The sequence below is a fragment of the Pseudomonas sp. GW821-FHT09E04 genome, from assembly GCF_059416185.1.
Genome location: NZ_JBWKOR010000010.1, coordinates 164,638 through 187,266, shown reverse-complemented (window position 1 = coordinate 187,266; position 22,629 = coordinate 164,638). Strand labels below are relative to the sequence as shown.

Annotated in this window: 24 protein-coding genes; 8 read left to right on the top strand and 16 right to left on the bottom strand. The window is 58.3% G+C overall.

Features of this window, described 5'->3' with window-relative positions; genetic code table 11:
- Positions 1-177 precede the first annotated feature (177 nt).
- Positions 178-396, bottom strand: a complete 219-nt coding sequence (locus tag AC07N4_RS28865; RefSeq protein WP_495077484.1) for a hypothetical protein — start codon at positions 394-396, stop codon at positions 178-180.
- 51 nt (positions 397-447) lie between these two features.
- On the opposite strand from AC07N4_RS28865, the gene AC07N4_RS28860 reads away from it, so the two are divergent.
- Both AC07N4_RS28860 and AC07N4_RS28855 read left to right on the top strand, forming a co-directional pair.
- Positions 448-1,218 (top strand): hypothetical protein, encoded by a 771-nt coding sequence (locus AC07N4_RS28860; RefSeq protein WP_493066579.1) that lies wholly within the window; start codon positions 448-450, stop codon positions 1,216-1,218.
- Positions 1,219-1,290: 72 nt separating this feature from the next.
- A complete protein-coding gene (locus tag AC07N4_RS28855) occupies positions 1,291-3,210 on the top strand; it encodes an alkaline phosphatase D family protein (RefSeq protein ID WP_493066580.1) in 1,920 nt (639 codons plus the stop codon).
- Between the two features lie 90 nt (positions 3,211-3,300).
- On the opposite strand, the gene AC07N4_RS28850 is transcribed toward AC07N4_RS28855, so the two are convergent.
- Positions 3,301-4,473 carry an aspartate aminotransferase family protein gene (locus AC07N4_RS28850; protein WP_493066581.1) on the bottom strand — a complete coding sequence of 391 codons (1,173 nt, stop codon included), beginning with the start codon at positions 4,471-4,473 and terminating at the stop codon, positions 3,301-3,303.
- A gap of 102 nt (positions 4,474-4,575) precedes the next feature.
- Here AC07N4_RS28850 and AC07N4_RS28845 point away from each other — a divergent pair, with 102 nt between their 5' ends.
- The 3 genes from AC07N4_RS28845 (at position 4,576) to AC07N4_RS28835 (ending at position 6,522) form a co-directional block, all read left to right on the top strand.
- Complete coding sequence (locus AC07N4_RS28845; RefSeq protein ID WP_493066582.1) at positions 4,576-5,481, top strand: LysR family transcriptional regulator; 906 nt, start codon at positions 4,576-4,578, stop codon at positions 5,479-5,481.
- Between the two features lie 57 nt (positions 5,482-5,538).
- Positions 5,539-5,943: a GNAT family N-acetyltransferase gene (locus AC07N4_RS28840; RefSeq protein WP_493066583.1), complete on the top strand. Its 405-nt coding sequence runs from the start codon at positions 5,539-5,541 to the stop codon at positions 5,941-5,943.
- Between the two features lie 63 nt (positions 5,944-6,006).
- On the top strand, positions 6,007-6,522 hold the full coding sequence (locus AC07N4_RS28835) for a hypothetical protein (protein WP_493066584.1): 516 nt from the start codon (positions 6,007-6,009) through the stop codon (positions 6,520-6,522).
- An 18-nt stretch (positions 6,523-6,540) separates the two neighbouring features.
- Here AC07N4_RS28835 and msrA read toward each other — a convergent pair whose 3' ends face one another.
- From msrA to msrB, 3 genes are read right to left on the bottom strand one after another with little or no spacing between them, the layout of a single operon-like run.
- Entirely contained in the window at positions 6,541-7,245 is a 705-nt protein-coding gene (msrA, locus tag AC07N4_RS28830) for a peptide-methionine (S)-S-oxide reductase MsrA (protein ID WP_096822801.1), read from the bottom strand.
- 15 nt (positions 7,246-7,260) lie between these two features.
- A complete protein-coding gene (locus tag AC07N4_RS28825; RefSeq protein WP_493066585.1) occupies positions 7,261-9,069 on the bottom strand; it encodes a cytochrome c biogenesis protein DipZ in 1,809 nt (602 codons plus the stop codon).
- 43 nt (positions 9,070-9,112) lie between these two features.
- Positions 9,113-9,631, bottom strand: a complete 519-nt coding sequence (msrB, locus tag AC07N4_RS28820) for a peptide-methionine (R)-S-oxide reductase MsrB (RefSeq protein WP_192558940.1) — start codon at positions 9,629-9,631, stop codon at positions 9,113-9,115.
- A 151-nt stretch (positions 9,632-9,782) separates the two neighbouring features.
- Between msrB and AC07N4_RS28815 the strand changes: the two genes are divergently transcribed.
- The 3 genes from AC07N4_RS28815 (at position 9,783) to AC07N4_RS28805 (ending at position 12,841) form a co-directional block, all read left to right on the top strand.
- Positions 9,783-10,499, top strand: a complete 717-nt coding sequence (locus tag AC07N4_RS28815; protein ID WP_096822804.1) for a response regulator transcription factor — start codon at positions 9,783-9,785, stop codon at positions 10,497-10,499.
- Positions 10,496-12,016 carry a sensor histidine kinase gene (locus AC07N4_RS28810; RefSeq protein ID WP_493066586.1) on the top strand — a complete coding sequence of 507 codons (1,521 nt, stop codon included), beginning with the start codon at positions 10,496-10,498 and terminating at the stop codon, positions 12,014-12,016. Before AC07N4_RS28815 ends, AC07N4_RS28810 begins: the two co-directional genes overlap by 4 nt.
- Before the next feature lie 120 nt (positions 12,017-12,136).
- The gene (locus AC07N4_RS28805) at positions 12,137-12,841 is read left to right on the top strand and encodes a hypothetical protein (protein ID WP_273538259.1); all 705 of its coding nucleotides are present in this window, start codon (positions 12,137-12,139) and stop codon (positions 12,839-12,841) included.
- Positions 12,842-12,911: 70 nt separating this feature from the next.
- On the opposite strand, the gene AC07N4_RS28800 is transcribed toward AC07N4_RS28805, so the two are convergent.
- The 11 genes from AC07N4_RS28800 to hmpA form a co-directional block, all read right to left on the bottom strand.
- A complete protein-coding gene (locus AC07N4_RS28800) occupies positions 12,912-13,403 on the bottom strand; it encodes a RidA family protein (RefSeq protein WP_085709372.1) in 492 nt (163 codons plus the stop codon).
- A 199-nt stretch (positions 13,404-13,602) separates the two neighbouring features.
- Complete coding sequence (locus tag AC07N4_RS28795; protein WP_096822807.1) at positions 13,603-13,917, bottom strand: helix-turn-helix domain-containing protein; 315 nt, start codon at positions 13,915-13,917, stop codon at positions 13,603-13,605.
- Positions 13,914-14,258, bottom strand: coding sequence for a toxin (locus AC07N4_RS28790; RefSeq protein WP_493066643.1), 345 nt, complete (start codon positions 14,256-14,258; stop codon positions 13,914-13,916). The genes AC07N4_RS28795 and AC07N4_RS28790 overlap by 4 nt, the downstream gene beginning before the upstream one ends.
- A gap of 125 nt (positions 14,259-14,383) precedes the next feature.
- Complete coding sequence (gene cyoE / locus AC07N4_RS28785; protein ID WP_085668163.1) at positions 14,384-15,271, bottom strand: heme o synthase; 888 nt, start codon at positions 15,269-15,271, stop codon at positions 14,384-14,386.
- Between the two features lie 10 nt (positions 15,272-15,281).
- Complete coding sequence (cyoD, locus tag AC07N4_RS28780; RefSeq protein ID WP_065261339.1) at positions 15,282-15,617, bottom strand: cytochrome o ubiquinol oxidase subunit IV; 336 nt, start codon at positions 15,615-15,617, stop codon at positions 15,282-15,284.
- Positions 15,617-16,243, bottom strand: a complete 627-nt coding sequence (locus AC07N4_RS28775) for a cytochrome o ubiquinol oxidase subunit III (protein ID WP_007956720.1) — start codon at positions 16,241-16,243, stop codon at positions 15,617-15,619. Before AC07N4_RS28775 ends, cyoD begins: the two co-directional genes overlap by 1 nt.
- A 3-nt stretch (positions 16,244-16,246) precedes the next feature.
- Positions 16,247-18,277 (bottom strand): cytochrome o ubiquinol oxidase subunit I, encoded by a 2,031-nt coding sequence (gene cyoB, locus AC07N4_RS28770; protein ID WP_096822810.1) that lies wholly within the window; start codon positions 18,275-18,277, stop codon positions 16,247-16,249.
- 3 nt (positions 18,278-18,280) lie between these two features.
- Complete coding sequence (gene cyoA, locus AC07N4_RS28765) at positions 18,281-19,222, bottom strand: ubiquinol oxidase subunit II (protein WP_096822811.1); 942 nt, start codon at positions 19,220-19,222, stop codon at positions 18,281-18,283.
- An 823-nt stretch (positions 19,223-20,045) separates the two neighbouring features.
- The gene (locus tag AC07N4_RS28760; protein WP_025109264.1) at positions 20,046-20,555 is read right to left on the bottom strand and encodes a disulfide bond formation protein B; all 510 of its coding nucleotides are present in this window, start codon (positions 20,553-20,555) and stop codon (positions 20,046-20,048) included.
- Positions 20,556-20,580: 25 nt separating this feature from the next.
- On the bottom strand, positions 20,581-21,141 hold the full coding sequence (locus tag AC07N4_RS28755) for an ester cyclase (protein WP_493066587.1): 561 nt from the start codon (positions 21,139-21,141) through the stop codon (positions 20,581-20,583).
- Between the two features lie 157 nt (positions 21,142-21,298).
- The gene (gene hmpA / locus AC07N4_RS28750; protein WP_096822813.1) at positions 21,299-22,480 is read right to left on the bottom strand and encodes an NO-inducible flavohemoprotein; all 1,182 of its coding nucleotides are present in this window, start codon (positions 22,478-22,480) and stop codon (positions 21,299-21,301) included.
- Between the last annotated feature and the right edge of the window lie 149 nt (positions 22,481-22,629).

Sequence of the window (22,629 nt, the reverse complement as noted above, 5' to 3'; positions counted from 1 at the left end):
AGGAGTTTTCCGTTTCGACTGCGCCGGAAGTGGGGCGAATTATAGGCCTCCAGAATCTGCCGTCAACCCCTAATTTCGCTTTAGGCTGGAAAGGTCTGTTTTTCGCCTTCTATATAGTCGCAGGCTACTACGCCCCCACGCCCCAAAAGACATCACGAAAGGATCCCCATCGAAACGTCACTGGAAACCGTCGCCCTTTTCTCCCTCAAACTGGCTTATGAGGAAGAAGGCCTGAGCCCGATCCTGCGCGATGATCTGCTCATGGGTGATTACCAGCGGGACATGCTCGAACGGTTGGTGCGCCGGGAAGACGTCCAGACCTGGCCCACTACATAGATGAAGGAAGTGGCGCCACGCTTCTATTTTGATATCTTGCCGTCCATCTTCAGCGCTCATCATCGGGAACGCGCTGATCTCAGGCTATCGAAGGTTTAAGGAAAGGATCGAATGGATTTTTTGTGTTTTCTGGCATTTGTCGCGGCCTGGGGGTTCATGTGGCGCTGGGTGGTGAAAAACCGCGGCAGCTGGAACCTGTTTCTCGGAAACCTCATTGGCGCGGTCGGCGGTTTCATTGTTGGCGTCGTGGTGCTATCCATCTTCCTGTCGTTGTTCCCGTCCGCAAACAAGTCAAAAGACAAGCCTGCGCCCGAGATTGCTAAAGAGGCCGCCGCGACGAAACCTGGTCTGATGCCAGAGCAGGAGTCGGCCGCAACGCAAGCACCAATCGCTCCGGTTCCGGCACCAGCACCAGCACCAGTTTCCGACAACCTTGCAAGCTATGTCGCCAGCGAACCGCAGAATGAACCTTCACCACCCGAGTCCGCGCTAATGCCCTACTACAGTAAGCGCATGGCAACATCGGTTTCTGAAAAGAAGGTCGAAGACACCGCAGGCAAGAACTTCGTCACTCTGCGCCAGATGATGGGCAAGGATCCGAACGCTGACAAATCGGTACTGGCATCGGTTATGTGCACGCCTTTCATCCAGAGCGCCATGCGTTTTCCAATGGCGGCGGTCATTACCCCGCAAGAGAAAACCAGCAGCAAGCGGTTCAAGGATCAGACTTACACCATCAGTAATACTGTCACCGCCCGCAACATGCTCGGCGATGATGTCCGTTACCGGTTCGATTGTTCGATACAACAACTGCCGGCCAATGACTCGGGTTATGCCGAGTGGCGCCTGCTGGATCTGAAGCTGCAAAAGGCTGGCTCTTAAGCCTCGCTTAAGAGTTGAAGGCGCAGGCTGCGCTATCATCGCCAGCCTGTGCGCCTTGAGCTTTCCCCTTTGATGTCTCGATCCTCTGCTGACCTCTCCCCGCTGCCTCCTGTATTGGCCGGCCCGCTGTTGCGGCGGCTGGAACCGACACGACTTGTATTGTGGCTGGTGGGTACTCGCCAACTGACGCTGACCCTACGCCTGCAAGGTGTGGGAGACATTCCTCTCGACGCAACGAAATGCACGGTCATCCCTGTAGGCACTCGGGCGTTTGTCCATCTGATCGACGTCGTCCTCGACAGCGCCCTGCCCTGCGAAGAACGCATCGACTATGACTTGCTGATTGACGGCGAAACAAAGATCGCCGATTGGGCGCCCCATCTCCTGTACCAGACAGACCCGCGCCCGAACTTCGTCCTGCGTTCTCGGATCGATCAACTGTTGCACGGCTCCTGCCGCAAGCCCCATCACCCGGCAGCGGACGGCTTGCTGTGCGTCGATCGATTACTCGCCGCCGAAACCGATCCGCAACAGCGCCCGGCCCTGCTGATGATGAGTGGCGACCAGATCTACGCCGATGACGTCGCCGGCCCGATGCTGCGGGCGATTCACGCCCTGATCGAACGGCTTGGCCTGTTCGGCGAGTACCTCGAAGGTGCGGTGGTCAGCAACAGCTCCAAACTTTATGAGCACCCGGCCAGTTACTACCACCGTGCGGATTTGTTACCCGCGCTCGAAAGCAACGAGACATTGCGCGAACGTTTTTTCGGCGGTACGCGTAAGCCGATTTTCACCAGCAGTAGTGCCGACAATCATCTGGTGACGTTTGCCGAAGTCATGGCCATGTACTTGTTGGTGTGGTCACCAACGCCATGGACATTGATCGACCCGCAAGCGCCAGCGCTGGCACCCGAACGTCGCCAGCGCTATACACTGGAGCAGACCCGGATCGATGCCTTCAAGGCAGGCCTCGGCAACGTTGCCAGAGCATTGGCGCACTTGCCGAGCCTGATGATCTTCGATGACCACGACATTACCGATGACTGGAACCTTTCCGCGCAGTGGGAAGAAACGGCCTACGGCCATCCGTTCTCCAAACGCATCATCGGCAATGCACTGATCGCCTATATGTTGTGCCAGGGCTGGGGCAACAACCCGGATGCATTCAGCGAGATGCTGGAGAAAACCCGACGCCTGAGCGACAGCGGTGATGACCACTATCTCGATGCGCCAGTGCAAGACGATCTGATCGATGAGCTGCTGCGTTTTCAGCACTGGCACTTTGTACTGCCGACCAGTCCGGCCCTGGTTGTACTCGACACCCGCACCCGACGCTGGCGCAGCGAAATGGCGCTCAAGCAACCTTCCGGTCTGCTCGACTGGGAAGCCTTGAGCGAACTGCAACAGGAACTGCTCGATCATCCGTCGGCAATCATCGTCTCACCAGCACCGATCTTTGGTGTAAAGCTGATCGAAACGGTGCAAAGGGTATTCAGCTGGTGCGGTTATCCACTGCTGGTGGACGCGGAAAACTGGATGGCCCATCGCGGCGCCGCCCAAGTGATCCTGAATATTTTCCGACACACGCGTACACCGGGTAATTACGTGGTGCTGTCAGGGGATGTGCATTATTCGTTCGTCTACGAAGTGCTTATCCGACACCGCAAGGCCGGCCCGCGAATCTGGCAGATCACCAGCAGCGGTATCAAGAACGAGTTCCCGAAAACCTTGCTGGAATGGTTCGACCGTCTGAACCGCTGGCTCTACTCACCCCGCTCGCCGCTGAACTGGCTGACCAAACGCCGACGCATGCGTATTGTGCCGTACGTTCCCGAGCATGCCGAAGCAGGTGAACGTCTGTGGAACTCGGCGGGGATTGGTCAGGTGTTTTTCAATGAGCAAGGGCAGCCACAGGACATCATCCAGCACAACTCGAATGGCGCGTCAAAGACCCGAATGATGGCACCGGATCTGACGGATTATCCTGATTAGGATTGCGACAATTTCCGACAGGAGATTGCCCGGATGAAAACCGTGGCTGCCGAAAATGATCGGCAGCCACTTCAGACGCAATCAAGAGGGTCACTTTGCCTCAAGTATCCATCCCATCCCCCTGACAATCATCCCCACCTCCCGCTCATCAATCGTCAACGGTGGCAGCAACCGTATGGTTTTGCCCCGGGTGATGTTGATCAGCAGTCCATGATCCCGCGCAGCAATCAGTGTCAGGTCGCGAATCGGCTGTTTCAGTTCGATGCCGACCATCAACCCTTGCCCACGAATTGCCAGCACATTCGGATTGCCCACCAGTTCCGCGTGCAAGCGACTGAGCAGGCGCTCACCTTGAATCCGCGCATTTTCCAGCAGGCCTTGTTCCTCGATGATCTCGAGCACGGTGCAGCCAACCCGGCAGGCCAGCGGATTACCGCCAAACGTGCTGCCGTGGCTGCCAGGGGTAAACAGCTCCGCTGCCCTGCCCCGGGCCAGGCAGGCACCAATCGGCACACCGTTACCCAAACCCTTGGCGAGGGTCATGACGTCGGGAACGATGCCCTCATGCTGGAACGCAAACCAGCGCCCGGTCCGGCCTATGCCGGTCTGGATTTCGTCGAGCATCAGCAGCCAGGCGTGACGGTTGCAGAGTTCGCGCAGGGCTTTCAGGTAACCCGACGGCGCCATTTGCACGCCGCTTTCGCCCTGGATCGGCTCGACCAGAATCGCCACGATCCGCTCGCCATGTTGCTGCTGCACCTGCTCCAGTGCCTCAAGATCACCAAACGGCACTTTGACGAAGTCACCCGGTAGATCGTTGAACCCCAGACGTACCGCCGGGCCATCGCTGGCTGACAAAGTGCCAAGAGTACGGCCATGAAACGCATTGGCCATGACCACCACCAGCGGCTGCTCGATCCCCTTGCGCCAGCCGTGCAGACGCGCCAGTTTCAGCGCGGTTTCATTGGCCTCGGCGCCAGAGTTGTTGAAGAACGCCCGCTCCATTCCCGACAGCTGCGTCAATTTCAGCGCCAACTGCTGCTGCCAGTCGATGCTGTAGAGGTTGGATGTGTGCAGCAGTAATCCAGCCTGTTCGCTGATCGCCGAAACGATCCGCGGGTGCGAATGGCCGACATTGGTCACCGCCACACCCGCGACGGCATCGAGGTACTCGCGACCGGCCTGATCCCACAGACGGGTGCCCAGGCCTTTGGTGAAACTCAGGGCCAGCGGTTGGTACGTGTTCATCAGGGCGGCGGTCATGACTTCAAACTCCAGTGAAGGTCGGTGTGTTTGCAGTATGGTTAGCCACCAGAGCTGGATAAACTCGGGAAAACTTCAATCATTTAGAAGCAGGACTTGATAATGGATCTGTTCCAGTCGATGAGCGTCTACGTCAAAGTCGTGGAAGCCGGCAGCATGACCAAGGCCGCCCTGCAGTGCGAAATGTCCACGACCATGGTCGGCAATCACCTTCGCGCACTGGAACAGCGACTCGGCGTGCAGTTACTGCAACGCACCACCCGGCGTCAGCGGCTGACCGAATTCGGCACGGTCTACTACCAGCGTTGCCTGGAAGTATTGGGGCTCGTGACAGACTCCGAACGTCTCGCCGAACAAACCATGGATGAGCCGCGCGGCCTCCTGCGCATCACCGCACCGCTGACTTTTGGCGTCGAACGACTGGCTCCCGCGCTAAGCGAATTTTCCCTGCAATACCCGCAGGTAAAAATGGATGTGGTCCTGACCAACCGCCGCCCTGACTTGATAGAGAGTGGTCTTGATGTTGCGTTCCGACTGGGGCATTTCGAGCAGTCGAATCTGATCGCCCGGCCATTGATCGACTACACGCTGACCGTCTGCGCTTCCCCGGAATACGTAGCCCGGCGCGGCATGCCACTGACGCCCGAAGACCTGCAACAGCACGATTGCCTGTCGTTCGCCTATCCCGCTGGCGATGACTGGCAATCGGTGGAAAAACGCTGGCGATTGAGTGGTCCGGAGGGGGAAATCATGATCGACGTCAGTGGGCCGATGCTGATGAACACCTCCGCCGGTTTGCATCAGGCGGCCCGTACCGGCATGGGCATCGTAATGTTGCCGGATGCACTGGTGGAACAGGATCTGCGCGACGGCAAACTGGTCACGGTGATTCCCGACTACCAACCGCCGAGCCGCCCATTGCACCTGCTTTATGCTCAGGATCGCTATCGACTGCCAAAGCTTCGGCGCTTTGTTGAGTTTGCGATGCAGACGTGGGGGAAAAGCTGACTACGCTTGGCATCGGTTCAATAACAATCACTTGGTCATCAAGGACACGATCACCCAATGAAAAACGATCTGACGGTACGCGATCTACTACCCGCCGAAACGGAATCGGTGCGGTTGTTTCTCGGGCAGCACGGCTGGGCGCATCGAGTCGGATCCGCGGAGCATTTTGCGCAGTTGATTCAAAACTCGCAGCGGACGGCCGTCGCGCTATCGGGCGAACAGATTATTGGCTTTGCCCGCGGCATCACCGACGGTTTGTCCAATGGCTACCTGTCGATGGTGGTCGTTGATGTGCAGCACCAACGCAAAGGCGTGGGCCGGGCACTGGTCGAGCATGTGATGGGCGACAACCCCGACATCACCTGGGTACTGCGTGCGGGGCGCGAGGGAGCCGAAACATTTTTTGCCAGCCTGGGGTTTGAAACCTCAGTGATTGCAATGGAACGCCCGCGATTGAAATAACGGGTACTGAATGCGACCTCGGCTATTATCCACCTTCCTCTTTTTCAGCATGGATGCTGCGCGATGCTCACGATTCTGCAAAACACCCCGATACGGGCCTACGTGTTTTTTCTGATTGTGGTTTATTTCGGGATCAAGGCGTTTTCTCCCCGCCGTGAAAGCCGTCTCTCGATGCTCATAACACCACCCGCATTTTTGGCGTGGTCGTTGTACTCCCTGAACTTGACGATCGACCCGGTCCTGTTTTTTAGCAGTTGGTTCGGCGCGCTGTTGCTGGGCGGTTTCTCGGCCTGGCTGGTTTTCTCCCGTAAGGGCGTGGTACTCGACGACTCCTCGACTGGGCTGATCATGCCGGGCACCGTGAAAATCCTGATCATGTTCCTGATGTTTTTTTTCGCAAACTATTACTTCGGGTATCAGGATGCCGTAAATCCGGAGCTTGCCGCGTCCCCCGACATGCTGCTGCTCAAGTCCACGGTGTCGGGTTTCATGTGCGGCCTGATCAGTACCCGCTCGCTGAAGCTCTACTGGGCACTGCGAGCCCTTGTTGCCCGACAGTCGCCCGTGACCGCACATTAACCATTGGATAACCGGTGATCACGATCCGCTTTTCACCAGCACCGGTTTCTCCTGATAACGCTGGGCAAACAACTGCTTCAACTGCGCCACTTTCGGCATGTCATTGATCACGATGTACGGATAGCTCGGGTGTTCGGTGAGGAAGTCCTGGTGATAGTCCTCTGCCGGGTAGAAGCCGTTGTAGGTTTCCAGTTTGGTCACGATGGGTTTGCTGTAGGCATGCGCCGCATCAAGCTGGGCGATATAGGCCTGTGCAACGCGTTGCTGATCGGCATTGACCGGGAACAGCGCCGAGCGATATTGGGTGCCACTGTCCGGGCCCTGGCGGTTGAGTTCAGTCGGGTTGTGGGCCACCGAGAAGTAGATCTGCAACAGGCTGCCGTAACTGACCTGAGTTGGATCGAAGGTGACCTGCACCGATTCGGCATGGCCGGTATCCCCTTCGCTGACTCGTTCGTACTCCGCCGTATTCGCCGCGCCGCCGGCGTAACCGGAAACGGCTTTCTGCACACCTTTGACGTGCTGGAAAACACCCTGTACGCCCCAGAAGCAGCCACCGGCGAACACAGCGGTTTCACTGTGCGCCTGGGTGTTTTCGTCGAGTGCCGGCGGCGGAATGACCACGCCCTCCTCGGCCCCGAAGGAAAACGCCGAGCACTGCGCGACAACCCCGGCCGTCGCGACGCCCAGCAGCAGACGACGCCAGATAGTTTGAGCTTTCATGTTCTGTACTCCTGATCAGCCGAAGGTAAAGGCGTAGGCCGACACGCCCGGATCGAGAAACTCGATGCTGAAGGTGCGGTCCTTCACGTCAGCGGTTTGCCGTACCAATTGATACAAGCGTTGTTCGGTCACGCGACCGCTGCCGTCAGGCGCCACGTCGACACCGTGGGCATCGCCCGGCGCCTGACCATCGATCATCACTTTGAAGCGCACCGGTTTACCGTCCGCCCCAGGGCCCAGCACCAGGTGCAGGTCGCGGGCATGGAAGCGATAAACGATACGACTGGCCGGCGCACTGGCGGTGGCACGCTCAGCACCGACCGCCCATTGGCCGCCGAGGCTCCAGTCATTCAGGGCAAGATTTGCAGGTGTCTTGTAGGCCGCGACCTTGTCAGGCACCAGGCTGGTTTCCGGTACGAAATGTTCTGCGCGCTGGTAGCCGACGTAGGTTTCCGGTGACAGCACCTGATTCATGTCCGGTGCAAGCTGCACGCCTTGAGCGTCTGCGTTGATCAGGCCACCAGCCACGGTTTTTGCACCGGCCTCACGCAACAGTTGCTGGATGACTCTTTCCGACTCGGCGTAGTCCCCTTCGCCAAAATGGTGGTAACGAATGCGCCCCTGAGCGTCGGCAAAGTAATGCGCCGGCCAGTATTCATTGTTGAAAGCGCGCCAGATCTTGTAGTCGTTATCGATGGCTACCGGGTAGTTGATGCCCAGTTCCTTCATGGCTTTGGTGACGTTGCCTACATCACGCTCAAAGGCGAATTCCGGCGCGTGGACACCAATCACCACCAGCCCCTGATCGCGATACTTCTCGGCCCAGGCTTTGACATAAGGCAGCGTGCGCAGGCAGTTGATGCAGGAGTAAGTCCAGAAATCCACCAGCACCACTTTGCCCTTGAGTGCCTGGGCATCCAGCGGCGCGGAGTTGAGCCACTGCACTGCGCCATCAAGCGCCGGCAACTGACCTTCGACCGGCAGCGAGCCTGGTGCCTTGGCGGCCATTTTCATCGCGCCGCCGGCTGCCATCATGCTGCCGTTCGCCGCGTCATCCGCTGCGGGAATCTGCGCCATCATCGTGCCGTTGCCCTGAGGGGATTTGCCCGAAAGCTTGCCGACCAAAGCCTGCTCCAGCCCTCCGGTGGAGGCGGTCGAGAACCGCGCCAGAATCCCGGTATCAAGACCCAGTGCGATGGCGGCCACACCGGCCAGCATCGCGGCTCCAAGTCCGCGCCGGATCCACTCGCCAGTCCCGATCGAACGTTTCATCACCGCGAAGACTTTACCGCCGAGCAACAGCGCCGCAGCGAGCGAAGTCGCGGCGCCCGCCGCATAGGCGAGCAACAATAGCGTGGTGGCGATGCTTGCCCCTTGCAGCGCGGCACCGGTCAGAATCAGCCCGAGGATTGGCCCCGCGCAAGGCGCCCACAACAGCCCCGTGGCGACGCCGATCAGAAACGAAGCGCCGGGACGCGGACGATTGTCCTGGCCGGCGGCCTCCGACAAGCGACTGCCGGCGGACACCAGCGGCCGGGTCAGACGCTCGGCCAGACGCGGCAACAGCAGCGTCAGCCCGAACAGTGCAACGAACAGCAACGCGAGCCAGCGACCGTACTGATTGACTTGCACCACCCAACCGCCGCCCACCGCCGCCAACGAGGCGACGAGCGCGAAGGTCAGCGCCATCCCCGCCAACAGCGGCAAGCCACTTTTGACAAACGGCTGCCCGGTGCGAGCGAAGACAAAAGGCAGAACCGGCAGGATGCACGGACTGACGATCGTCAGCACACCACCGAGATAAGCGAGAACCAAGAGCCACATAGTGTCGTCCTGTTGTAAGTGAAGATCGCCGGCGAGCCACGACTCAGGCCGCCACGGGTTTGAAGGTCATGGCCAGACCGTTCATGCAGTAACGCAGACCGGTGGGTTTGGGCCCGTCGTCGAACACATGACCGAGGTGACCGCCGCAACGCCGACAGTGGACTTCCTCCCGCGTCATGCCGAAAGAACGGTCCTGACGTATGGCCACGGCGTGTTCCAGCGGCGCCCAGAAACTCGGCCAACCGGTGCGACTGTCGAACTTGGTCTCGGACGAGAACAGCGCCAGATCGCACCCGGCACAGGCAAACGTGCCGGTCCGGTGTTCGTTGTTCAGCGGGCTGCTGTAAGCGCGCTCCGTGCCCTCTTTGCGCAGCACTTCGAATTGCTCATCAGTGAGCAACCCATGCCATTCACTGTCGCTGTGTGTCACTTCAAACGCTTCGTCGGCCAACGCCTCGCCGACCAACGCGGAGCCGGTGGATAACTTTGGCAATACACCGGCCAGAAGGGCTGCAAGCCCCAGCCCGCCGCCCGTTGCCAGAATCTGTCGCCGTGAAAACATGGCCGTCTCCCAAAATTCCAGATGCCTGTCGTGGAACACAGCCTAGGCTTGGGTTGATCGCCAAATCCTCACGGGAAGTTAAACAATTCGTGATAACTCGCCCCGAGGAAAACCCGCACAATGCGCTCATCGCGCCGAAGGATTGAGCTTCATGGAACAGACCAAACGCGTCCTGGTGGTCGAGGACGACCTGCACATTGCCGACCTCATCTGCCTGCACCTGCGGGACGAGCAATTCGAGGTGGTACACAGCGCCGATGGCGACGAAGGCATGCGCCTGCTGCAGCAAGGTCACTGGGATGCGCTGATCCTCGACCTCATGCTGCCGGGGGTAGATGGTTTGGAGATTTGCCGTCGCGCCCGGGCCATGGCGCGCTACACGCCGATCATTATCACCAGCGCCCGCTCCAGCGAATTGCACCGCATTCTCGGCCTTGAACTGGGCGCCGATGATTACCTCGCCAAACCGTTTTCGATGCTTGAACTGGTGGCTCGGGTCAAAGCGCTGCTGCGCCGCGTGGACGCCATGGCCCGCAATCTGAAGATGGACGCCGGCAGCCTGAGCCTCGATGGCTTGACCATCGACCCGATCACCCGTGACGTGGCCCTCAACGGCCAGCGCCTGGACCTCACTCCCCGGGAATTCGACCTGCTGTATTTCTTCGCACGTCAGCCGGGCAAGGTGTTCTCGCGCATGGATCTGCTCAACGCAGTCTGGGGCTACAGCCACGAAGGTTACGAACACACGGTCAACACCCACATCAATCGCCTGCGGGCGAAAATCGAAGCCGATCCTGCGCAACCGGTGCGCATCCTCACGGTGTGGGGCCGCGGCTATAAATTCGGCACGAGCGCAGAGCAACCATGAAACTGACCCTGACGCAGCGCCTGTCTCTGGTATTTGCCGTACTGCTGCTGGCGTGCTGCGGCACGTCGGCGTGGTTGCAGGTGCGCTCCAGTCAGATGCATGAGCTGGAGGTGGTGCAGGGGCTGTCCCGGGATCTGGCGCAACACATCGCCCACGACACGGTGCTGATGGACAGCAACGGACTGATGCCCGGTGCGGTGCGCGAATTGTTCAGCCAGTTGATGCTGGTCAACCCGAGTGTCGAGGTGTACCTGCTCGACACCGAAGGCCGGATCGTCGGCAACGCGGCACCGGAAGGACGCCTGCGTCGGCAGACCGTCGATCTCGCGCCGATTCGACGATTGCTCAATGATCAACCGTTGCCGATCCTCGGCGACGACCCGCGCAGCGTCGATGGTCGCAAGGTCTTCAGCGCGGCGCCATTGCAGGTCAACGGAAAAGCGGCCGGTTACCTTTACGTGGTCCTGCTCAGCGAAGCGCACGACCGATTCGCCGAGCGCGGCGCCACCAGCGCGGCGCTCAACACCGCGCTGTTGTCCATAGGGCTCGTTGCATTCCTGTGCCTGATTGCCGGTTTGACCGCGTTTAATCTGATCACTCGACCGTTACGACGATTGACCGAAACCGTGGGCCAATTCGACATCGACGGCGCACCGCAATCACTGCCCGTCGCGCCGACACCTGTGGACAAGTCCGCGGACCCGGATGAAATCGCGGTGCTCGACGCGGCGTTCCGGCAAATGCAAAACCGCCTCGGTGAACAGTGGCGCTCACTGACCCGCCAGGATCAGGAGCGTCGGGAACTGGTGGCGAACATTTCCCATGACCTGCGCACACCGTTGTCCTCGCTGCATGGTTACCTTGAAACCCTGTCACTCAAGGACGCGACCCTGTCCCCGGAAGAACGCCGTCGCTATCTGGGCATTGCCCTGGATCAGAGCCGCAAGGTTGGCGGACTCGCGCAATCGTTGCTGGAGCTGGTGCGCCTGGAACATGGATTCGTGCAGCCTGTACTGGAGAAATTTTCCCTGACCGATCTGGTGCAGGACATCTTCCAGAAATTCGAACTGGGCGCCGAAGCCCGAAATGTTGCACTCAAGGCCAGCTTCAACACCAACCTGCCGACCGTCTGCGCTGACCTCGGGCTGATCGAGCGGGTGCTGACCAACCTGTTCGATAACGCCTTGCGCCATACGCCGTCGGGTGGCGAAATCGAACTCGGTCTGAAACCCCAAGGCGCGCTGGTTGAAATCACCGTCAGCGACACCGGCCCCGGCATCGCCGCCGAGTTGCGCGAGGGTTTGTTCCTGCGACCGTTCAATATCGGTGGTGCGCGACGCGATGGCGGCCTGGGCTTGCGAATCGTGCACCGGATCCTGCAACTGCACGGGCGCGAAATCCAGTTGCTCGATGTCGCAGGACGGGGCGCGACCTTTCGCTTCTCGCTACCGGTGGATCAACAGAACGCCGAACTGTGGATCGTACGTTCGATGAACCTGAATACGCCGGGCAAATAATCAACTCCACCGGGCCGTTGCTCCGTGACAACAACGTCCCGCTCCCCTAAATTAGTCGGCCTGAAAAAGCCCCCCGAGCTTTCTCGTCTCATCTCAAGTTAAAAAAGTAGTGAAATTTCAATGTCCGATTTCAACACCGCTGAATCCGTAGTCACCCTGTCGTCCAAAGCGGAATACGAAAACTCCATCAATCTTTCACAACACATCCCACAGGCGAAGATCATCAGCGAGATGGTCCTGGACGCGTTCCAGTCGAGCCGCGAAAGCGACCAGATCCGCGAGCTGCGCGCTGCGATCCGCCAGGCCCACGACCGCTTCGATGACGACCAGGCCTACGAGCTGATGGGTGAACTCAAGCGTCTGAAAGATGCCGAAGCCGCCGACATTGCAGCGCTTGAAGACCTGAGCAGCAAATTCCCGATCAGCCGCATCCTGTCCAGCTTCAAGGACGACCCGGCGTTCCAGGAAATCGTCTACGGCCTGGCCCTGAAGGTACTGAACCAGACCCATCAGGCGATCAGCAATCCGAGCGGCGGCAAGAGCAAAGCCGCGCGCGCCAAGAAAGACGTCGAAGTGTTCAGCATCAGCAAGGACGGCATCAGCGTGACCCTGCCAATGCGCACGCCGCGTTCGCGCCTGAGCGTGGATCGTGAAGCGCTGGAATTCCTCGGTTTCACCTTCGTCGGTGAAGGCGAAGAAGCCGAGCTCGAAGGCGAGACCTTCGTCGACAACGCCGGCACCGAGCACGCGATCAACCGCAAGAACATCATCACCGCCCTGCAACAGCAGACCGCGTTCGACGGTTACAGCATCGCCGCCCAATAAGCGCAGCGCTGACGAAAAAAGCCCCGCTCTGAATTTCAGGCGGGGCTTTTTGTTGTGCGGCTTTCAGCGATTACGCCGAAGGATGTACTGCGGCGATCATATCGACTTCGATGGCCGCGTTTTTCGGCAACTGATAGACGCCGACGGTTGTACGCGTATGGCGGCCAGCATCACCCAACACATAACTGAAAACGTCGGATGCACCGTTGGCCACTTCGCTCAGGTCGACGAAGTCCGGGGTCGACTTCACATAGACCGTGACCCGCAACAACGCCCTGACCTTGTCCAGCGAACCGACTGCATCGACGATGAACGCCAGGCAACGCATGGCACTGATGCTCGCTGCGGCCTGCGCATCCTTGAGCGTCAGCTCCAGCCCGACCCGCCCCGGATACTGAATCTTGCCCTCGGTGCGCGGCACCATGCCACTGATGTACAGCTCATCGTGATGACGAACCAGCGGAGCGTAATTGCCGCCCACCGTATTCTCGCCATTGATGTCGTAGTTCAGCTCTTTTGCCAGGGCAATGAAGCGTTCGTCGCAGGTCATCCTCTCAGTCATTTCGCCCAGCCTTTTGATCGATGCATGAAGAATTGCAGATTACGACAGTTGAACGCCGAACAGTGCATGGCGCCATAACTGACAGGGTTGGATCCAAATCTAGGGCTTTTACCGACACACCGCAACCTATGGTTGCTTGTACGAAAAAGCCCCGCACGACATTGAACGTGCGGGGCTCTATTTAGACTTGGAAACGACTTTAAACAGCGCTCAGTCGCTCGACCATGTCAGGGAATTTTTCCACCAAACGGATCAGCAAGGCAGCCTGAGCGTTGGGCTTTGATTTCTCCTGCTCCCAGTTTCTGAGGGTGCTTGGACTTGTCCTGATTCGTCTGGCAAAAACTGCCTGTGACATGTGCAGTTTTTCCCGTAACGCTACGATTTCCTGAGCAGCGACTTCGGGGGCTGGTTTGTCCTCAAGTGTCGTATTACGTAGCGTGATTTTTCCTTCGCGTTGAGCCGCCATCTCATCAACGCCCTGCATCAATTCTGCAAACAGGTCGCGTTTTTTCATGGGGTACCTCGTGTTTTCAACTCTTTCTCTATGGCTCCCTTGAGCGCCCTCTCTTGATCGGCGGTCAAATTCTCAAGCTCATCTTTGTCATAAATCGCAAACATCCAAAACTGGCCATCATTCATAAGCCAATAATAGATAACTCGCAAGCCGCCTCGCCTGCCTTTACCACGACGAGCATCCGCCCAACGCAGTTTTCGGAAGCCACCGGTTCGTGGCATGACATCGCCTGCATGCGGATTGTTCTGCATGTAGGTCTGTAGCTCACGATATTCGTCGTCCGTGAGGTAATGACCCAGGTTTGCGGTGAAGAGTGTGGTTTCAAAGAATATTGTTCTCATTAAAAAACTATAAGCAAATTGCTTATAGCAGAACAATAAACACCTTCCGTTGCAGATAAACAATCCTCAACAAAAAACCCCGCTCATCTCTCGATGAACGGGGTTTCTCGTACAGCGTTCGAACCTTACGGCGCGTACGTCAGCAACAGCTCGGTCGGCACCTTGAAGTCCAGGGACATCATGACGCTCAACGCGGTGATGGTGAAGATCGAGAACACGAACAGCTTGCGTGCCCAAACCGTGTCATCCACCGCCTTGTAACCGGTCCAGGCCATGTACAACCAGTACATGCCCATGGCCGCGGCGACGGCGAGGTAGCTCATGCCGGCGTAACCGCTGAAGGTCAGCATCAAGGTCGCCACGAGGAAGGCCAGGATGTAGAGCAGGATGTGCTTCTTGGCCACCTGGATTCCGCGCTTCACTGGCAGCACCGGAATCGATGCGGCCAGGTAATCGTTGAAGCGGAAGATCGCGATGGCATAGGAATGCGGCATCTGCCACAGGCTGAACATCACCAGCAGGGTCAGCGCGGCCATGTCGAAGCTGTTGGTCACGGCCACGTAACCGATCACCGGCGGCATGGCGCCCGACAGACTGCCCACCAGCGTGCCGTGAACCGACTTGCGCTTGAGGTACAGGCTGTAGAAGCCGACATAGATGATGAAGCCGATCACGGCGAACAATGCAGCCAACGGGTTGGCCACCTTGTACAGCAACGCAACGCCGGCGACACCCAGGACGGTCGCATAGACCAGGGCCAGTTTCAGGGAGATCAAGCCCTGGACCAGCACCCGGTTCTTCGTGCGTTCCATCTTCAGGTCGATGTCACGGTCGATGCAGTTGTTGAACACGCAACCGGAGGCCACGACCAGGGAAGTGCCGATCATGGCGGCCAGGAACACCGCCAGATCTACATGCCCTTTCGAGGCCAGGAAGAACCCGCCTGCCACAGAAAGCACGTTACCGAAAATGATCCCCGGTTTGGTGATTTGGATAAAGTGCTTGAGCGACATCGGGTCTACCTCACTTCGCCATCATGAACGTGTGGATGCTGAACATGATCCACAGCGACAGGCCGACCAGCAGCAGGATCACGATGGCCGTGAAGACGAACGCGATCACATTGTTACGCTGAGCCACGGAGCGGTCCAGGTGCAGGAAGTAATACAGGTGAACGATCACCTGGATGACTGCGAACAGCAGGACGATTGCCAGCGTGGTGGACTTCGGCAAGGTCGGGAACATCACCAGGCCGAACGGGATGACGGTCAGGATCACCGACAGGATGAAGCCGATGGCGTACGACTTTACGCTGCCGTGGCCAGCATCATGGCTGTCATGGGAGTGTGCATTAGCCATTACAGGGTCCCCATCAGGTAAACAACGGTGAATACGCAGATCCACACCACGTCCAGGAAGTGCCAGAACAGGCTCAGGCAGCTCAGACGGGTCTTGTTGGTCGCCGTCAGGCCGTGCTTGTTGACCTGGTACATCATGATGCCCATCCAGATCAGACCTGCGGATACGTGCAGACCGTGGGTACCGACCAGGGTGAAGAACGCCGACAGGAAGCCCGAACGGCTAGGACCGAAGCCCTCGGAGATCAGCAGGTGGAACTCGTTGATCTCCATGGCGATGAAGCCTGCGCCGAGCAGGAAGGTCATGAACAACCAACCCAGAACCTGCTGCTTTTTACCCTTGTACAACGCCAGCATGGCGAAGCCGTAGGTGATCGAACTGAACAACAGCAGAGCGGTTTCGCCCAGCACATATGGCAGTTCGAAGATGTCGTGGCCCGACGGGCCACCGGCGACGTTGTTTACCAGTACCGCGTACACCGCGAAGATCGACGCAAACAGAATGCAGTCGGTCATCAGGTAGAGCCAGAAACCGTATACGGTCATCTCGCCCGAGTCGTGGTGATGGTCATCGTGCCCATGGTCATGACCATGAGCGTGTCCAGCATTGGTCACTAAGTTCGACATTGTTTAAGCCTGTTCCAACTTGGTTTCAACACGGGTTGCGGAAGCAGGGATCTTCCCGGCCGCTACCAGACGCTTGTGCTGCTCGGCTTCGATGCGCTCGATCGTTTCAACCGGAACCATGTAGCCCTGGTCGTCACGTGCAGCGTGGATCACGAAGTAGATGACAGTGCCGGCCAGGCTGGCGATCGCCAACCACCAGATGTGCCAGATCATCGCGAAACCGAACACGGTCAGCAGTGCGCCCATCACCACGCCAGTGGCGGTGTTGTTCGGCATGTGGATCGGTTCGTACTTGGCTGGAGCCTGGTACGCGGTACCGTTTTCCTTGGCCTCGGTGAACGGATCGATGCAGTCTGCTTTTGGCAGTACAGCGAAGTTGTAGAACGGAGGTGGCGACGAGGTCGACCATTCCAGGGTATGGGCATTCCACGGGTCACCGTGTTCGCACATGTTTTCTGGCTTGTTGCGGTCACGCACCGATACGTACAGCTGGATCAGCTGGCAGGCGATACCGACAGCGATCATCACCGCACCGAACATGGCAACGTACAGGTACGGTACCCACTCAGGGTTGGTGGTGGCGTTCAGACGACGGGTCATGCCCATGAAGCCCAGAGCGTAGAGCGGCATGAACGCGACGAAGAAGCCCGAGATCCAGAACCAGAACGCTGCTTTACCCCAGCCTTCGTGCAGCTTGAAGCCGAACGCTTTCGGGAAGTAGAAGCCGAAGCCTGCGATGTAGCCGAATACCGCGCCGCCGATGATCACGTTGTGGAAGTGAGCGATCACGAACAGGCTGTTGTGCAGAACGAAGTCAGCACCCGGGATGGCCAGCAGTACGCCGGTCATGCCGCCGATGGCGAAGGTCACCATGAAGCCCAGGGTCCACAGAACCTGGCTGGTGAAGCGCAGACGGCCCTGGTAGATGGTGAACAGCCAGTTGAACAGTTTCACACCCGTCGGGATGGAAATCAGCATCGTTGCCAGACCGAAGAAGGCGTTGACGCTGGCACCCGAACCCATGGTGAAGAAGTGGTGCAGCCAAACCATGAAGCCCAGTACCGAGATCGCGCCCGAAGCGTAGATCATCGAGTGGTGGCCGAACAGTTTCTTGCCGGTGAAGGCCGAGATGACTTCCGAGAAAATGCCGAAGGCCGGCAGGATCAGGATGTAAACCTCAGGGTGGCCCCATGCCCAGAACAGGTTGACGTACATCATTGGATTGCCACCAAGTTCATTGGTGAAAATGTGGAAATCCATGTAACGGTCAAGGGTCAGCAGTGCCAGGGTAGCGGTCAGGATCGGGAACGAAGCCACGATCAGAACGTTGGCCCAGGTGCAGGTCCAGGTGAAGATCGGCATGTCCATCAGTTTCATGCCAGGGGTACGCATTTTCAGCACGGTCGCGAGGAAGTTAACCCCCGTTAGCGTTGTACCCAGACCGGATAGCTGTAGCGCCCAGATGTAGTAGTCCATGCCCACGCCAGGGCTGTATTGCAGACCCGACAGCGGTGGATAGGCAACCCAGCCGGTCTTGGCGAATTCGCCGACGCCCAGGGACAGGTTGATCAGCACAACGCCGGACACCAGCAGCCAGAAGCTCAGGGAGTTCAGGAACGGGAAGGCAACGTCACGCGCGCCGATCTGCAGCGGCACTGCAAGGTTCATCAGGCCGGTGAAGAATGGCATCGCCATGAAGATGATCATGATCACACCGTGAGCGGTGAAGATCTGGTCATAGTGTTCAGGTGGCAGGTAGCCAGGCGAACCCTCGGTGGCCATGGCCAGCTGGGTACGCATCATGATGGCGTCGGCAAAGCCACGCAGCAGCATGACCATAGCAACGATGATGTACATCACGCCGATTTTCTTGTGGTCGACCGACGTCAGCCACTCGGTCCACAGGTAAGTCCACTTCTTGAAGTAGGTGATTGCAGCGAACAACGCCAGACCACCGAGCGCGATCATCGAGATGGTGACCATCACGATCGGCTCGTGGAAAGGGATCGCTTCCCAACTTAATTTACCAAACATCGTTTACTCCTCTGCCCCGGCAGCTGAATGCGAATTCGAGTCCATATCCGTTGCCGCCACTTCTTTCTCTTTCTTCTCGTGCTTCAGCGGCTTGCCCGGTTTCATGCCTTCGTACTTGTCGACGATGGTCTGGAACAGGTTCGGCGTGACCGAGGAGTAGAGCTCGACTGGATTGTTCTGGCTTGGCTTGGCAAGGGCTGCGTATTCAGCTGGTTCAAGCTGTTTAGGTGCCTTTTTGACTTCACTTACCCAGGCGTCGAAATCTTCCTGAGAAGTTGCGATCGCTTTGAATTTCATACCGGTGAAACCAGCGCCGCTGTAGTTGGCGGAGATACCGTCCATTTCAGCGTTGCGGTCAGCGATCAGGTGCAGCTTGGTGGTCATGCCCGCCATCGCGTAGATCTGGCCGCCCAGGCCCGGGATGAAGAACGAGTTCATCACGGCGTCGGAAGTGATCCGGAAGTTGACCGGGGTGTGCGCCGGGAACACGATCTTGTTGACCGTGGCGATGCCTTGTTCCGGGTAGATGAACAGCCACTTCCAGTCCAGCGCGACCACTTCGATGGTCACAGGCTTGACGTCGGATTCGATCGGACGATACGGGTCCAACTCGTGGGTCGACTTATAGGTGATGTAACCCAGAGCGATGATGATCAGGACCGGAATGGTCCAGACCGCCACTTCGATCTTGGTCGAGTGCGACCATTTCGGGGTGTAGACGGCGTTCTGGTTGGAGGCGCGGTACTTCCAGGCGAACAGGAAGGTCATGATGATGACCGGCACAACGACCAACAGCATCAGCAGCGTGGCGGTGATGATCAGGTTGCGCTGTTCCAGGCCGACCTGGCCCGTTGGATTGAGCAAGGTCATGTTGCAGCCTCCCAGCAACAACGTGCCGAGCAGCGGCACTAGGCCTAGTAATCTGGGGTACCTGTTTTTACTCATCTCACGACCTCTAAAGCAGCTTGCGCAATGCAGTTGGGTTTTGATCGCCAACACTTCACCCTGCCAAGGGTTGGCATTTTCTTTGGATTGAATAAGGGCCGCCCGTCGCGCGTCAGACGCTCGACAAATCCTGGGACAGCGGTCAGTTCTTATTCGAATTCGTGGTCAAAGGCCTTGTTACAGACCAATTCCATTTGGTGCGGAAAGTTGGAAGGCACCGACACCTGGGTGTCTCGCAAGCCTTTCGACCGCTCGACACCCGACTTCCTGCTCAGTTCCTTATAAAGGCTGAACAGTGCCGGGAATTCAGTGCGGGCGATTGTAGATAGGTAGCGCCCTATACACCATGTCTTATCCCGAAATAATTTTTATCCATTCGAGCAACAATCCATCACCATTTTTGCAAAAGTTCCGCATGTTATCGAAATCGATTCTCAACAAAAACACCAAAAAATGTAGGTCTATCGGCCTCAGTTCAGACAGCTCCGAAAGCTTTTTCTGACGTCGCGATCCGCGCAAAGCCCGATACCCCAAGGCTTTTGGCCATGTGCCAGCGTCTGTTAAAACTGCCTGATCCGGCACACGCGTGCAAAAACAGACAAACGCTGAAACAGACCAATCCTTTTTTGTAACAGCGCACCAATCCGTGCCTGTGAAACGCACTGCGACACAGCGCGTGTGACAACATGTCGCACACCTGTCGCACCGTCCCTTGCCGTTCGTCACGGTGTTTTCACAAAGACCCTGAAATGCAAAACGCCCCGATTTGCAGAACCGCAAATCGGGGCGTTTGTTTTATCGGCGCCGGGGCCGAAAAGTTGATTCAGCGCAGTGCTTTTCGGTTACGCGAAGTCAGCAGCGGCACCAGGATCACCACCAGCACGAAGGCCACCAGCGCCCATTGCGCCAGCGACAGACCGAGGATCGGCGGGTACGGCGTCGAGCAGAAGCCGTCTACCTGAAAGCCCAGCGGGAAGATCTTCGCCAGCGGCAAATCATCGACGATCGGCTGCAGTACATCGATGCCGCAGCTCACTGCCGGGTAGAACTGGGTGTACACGTGATGCCCTGCGACACCGGCCCCGGCAATCGCGCAGATCACCACCAGCACTTCGAACACGGTGATGCTGCGGCGGGTGCGCATGGCCGCGCCGATGAACGCGAACAGCGCGATCAACAGCAAGGCATAGCGCTGCAGGATGCACAGCGGGCATGGCGCCTCGCCCAGCACGATCTGCATGTACAGCGCGCCGCCGATCAGCGCCAGGCAGATGATGCCCAGCAGCACCAGAAAGCGCCGCTCACGTCCCAATCGAATCGTTTCCTCGCTCATCGCGTTTCCCTTTCATGTCCATGGTTCAGCTGGCCGGCGGCTGCGCTTGCAGTTGCGCCATCAGGCTGATGTTGTCTTCGATATGCCAATTGGCCGCGATGCGACCGTTGTCGATCTGATAGATATCGGTTGCCCGGAAGTCTACACGCTGGCCCAGCCCTTTGAGAGCCTTGAACGTACCGGTGAAATGCCCGCGAAAGTGCAGATGCACCACCACGCGGTCACCGGCGACGATCATTTGTTCGATCTCGCAGCTCAAGTCCGGTACCGCCGTGCGAAAGAACTTCGACGCCAGCAGCGGTCCAGTCGGCCCTTGCACCCGGCCTTCCGGCGGGGTCTTGTCGACAAACTGCGGCGACAGGGCTGCGGTGGCCAACGCCTCTTCGCCAGTGTTCCAGAAACTGCCATAACGCCGCGCCGCCAATTCCATTGCATCACGCTGGGCCTTGGGCAGGCTCTGATCGACGATCAGGGTCTGCGGCTGGATCAACGCGGATTCGGCAAAGGCAAACGGACTGGACAGCAAGGCAACCGACAGGCCCAAAGTGGCCAGGCTGAAACGGCGGGAGGAAGCGAAGTGCGACATGGGGGCGATCCTGATCATGTAAACGAACGAGCGCCTATCATCAGCATCGGGGAATAAACGATAAACCGGTTAAGAAACGATTAACCTTTAAACACTTTTTAAGAATCAGAACGGTTCGAAAAAAAGCGACCCGAGGATCTCGGGTCGCTCATCAGGCTTATTCCAGAGCCGCCGCCGGCCCGAAGAACTCGTAACGGCTCTGTTTCTCCGGCACACCCAGCGCCTTCAGGTGACGCTTGATCGCCCCCATGAAGCCTTTCGGTCCAAGGAAATAGGCGTCCACGTCACGCTGCGCCGGCAGCCACTCACCCAGTTGTTCCTGGCTCAGCAACCCGACCTTGTCGGCCGCCGGGCTCACGCCGTCATCTTCGGCGTAGCAATAGAAACGCTTGAGCTGCGGATGACGCTCGGCCAGACCATCGATCCAGTCACGGAACGCATGCACGCTGCCGTTGCGCGCACAGTGAATGAAATGCACCGGACGCTCGGTTTCCAGCGCCGCTTCCAGCATGGCCAGCGTCGGGGTGATACCGACGCCGCCGCTGATCAACACCAGCGGTTTGTCGCTGGCCGTCAGAGTGAACTCGCCCGATGGCGGGAACAGTTGGATGCTCGCACCGACATGCAGTTGATCGTGCAGGTGATTGGACGCACGACCGCCCGGTTCACGCTTGACGCTGATGCGGTACTGACCCTTGTTGGCCAGGGCGGACAGCGAGTAATTGCGGCGGATTTCTTCGCCGTCGAGCACCAGCTTCATGCCGATGTACTGCCCCGGCTCGGCCGCGAGGATCGGGCCTTTGTCCGCTGGTTCGAAGTAGAAGGAAATGATTTCCGCGCTCTCCTCGACCTTGGCCGCGACGATGAACTCCCGCGCCCCGCGCCAGCCACCAACGGCTTGTTCTTTCTGGTCATAGATGGCGGTTTCGGCACCGATCAGAATGTCGGCCAACTGGCCATAAGCAGCACCCCAGGCACTCATCACTTCCGGCGTGGCGATTTCTTCGCCGAGCACTTCGGAGATGGCGCGCAGCAGGCAGGTGCCGACGATCGGGTAGTGTTCCGGCAGAATCTGCAACGCCACGTGCTTGTTGATGATCTTGGCCACCAGATCGCCCAACTGGTCGAGTTGATCGATATGGCGGGCGTACATCAACACGCCGTTCGCCAATGCACGAGGCTGGTCACCGCTGGCCTGGTGAGCCTGGTTGAACAACGGGCGGACTTCCGGGTACTCGGAGAGCATCATGCGGTAGAAATGGGTGATCAGCGCTTCACCGCCGCTTTCCAGCAGAGGCACAGTGGATTTGACGATGGCACGATCCTGGACGCTAAGCATAAGGGTGACTCCTGAGCTTTCTCTAAAAGTGCCTTAACCGTTTCAGTTATCGTGCCAACTAAATTATCCATACAAATCAATAACTTGAAATTTATGTAGTCAGATCGACACAAGCACCTCTATAGTCGCTTCGACTACAACGCGTCTCT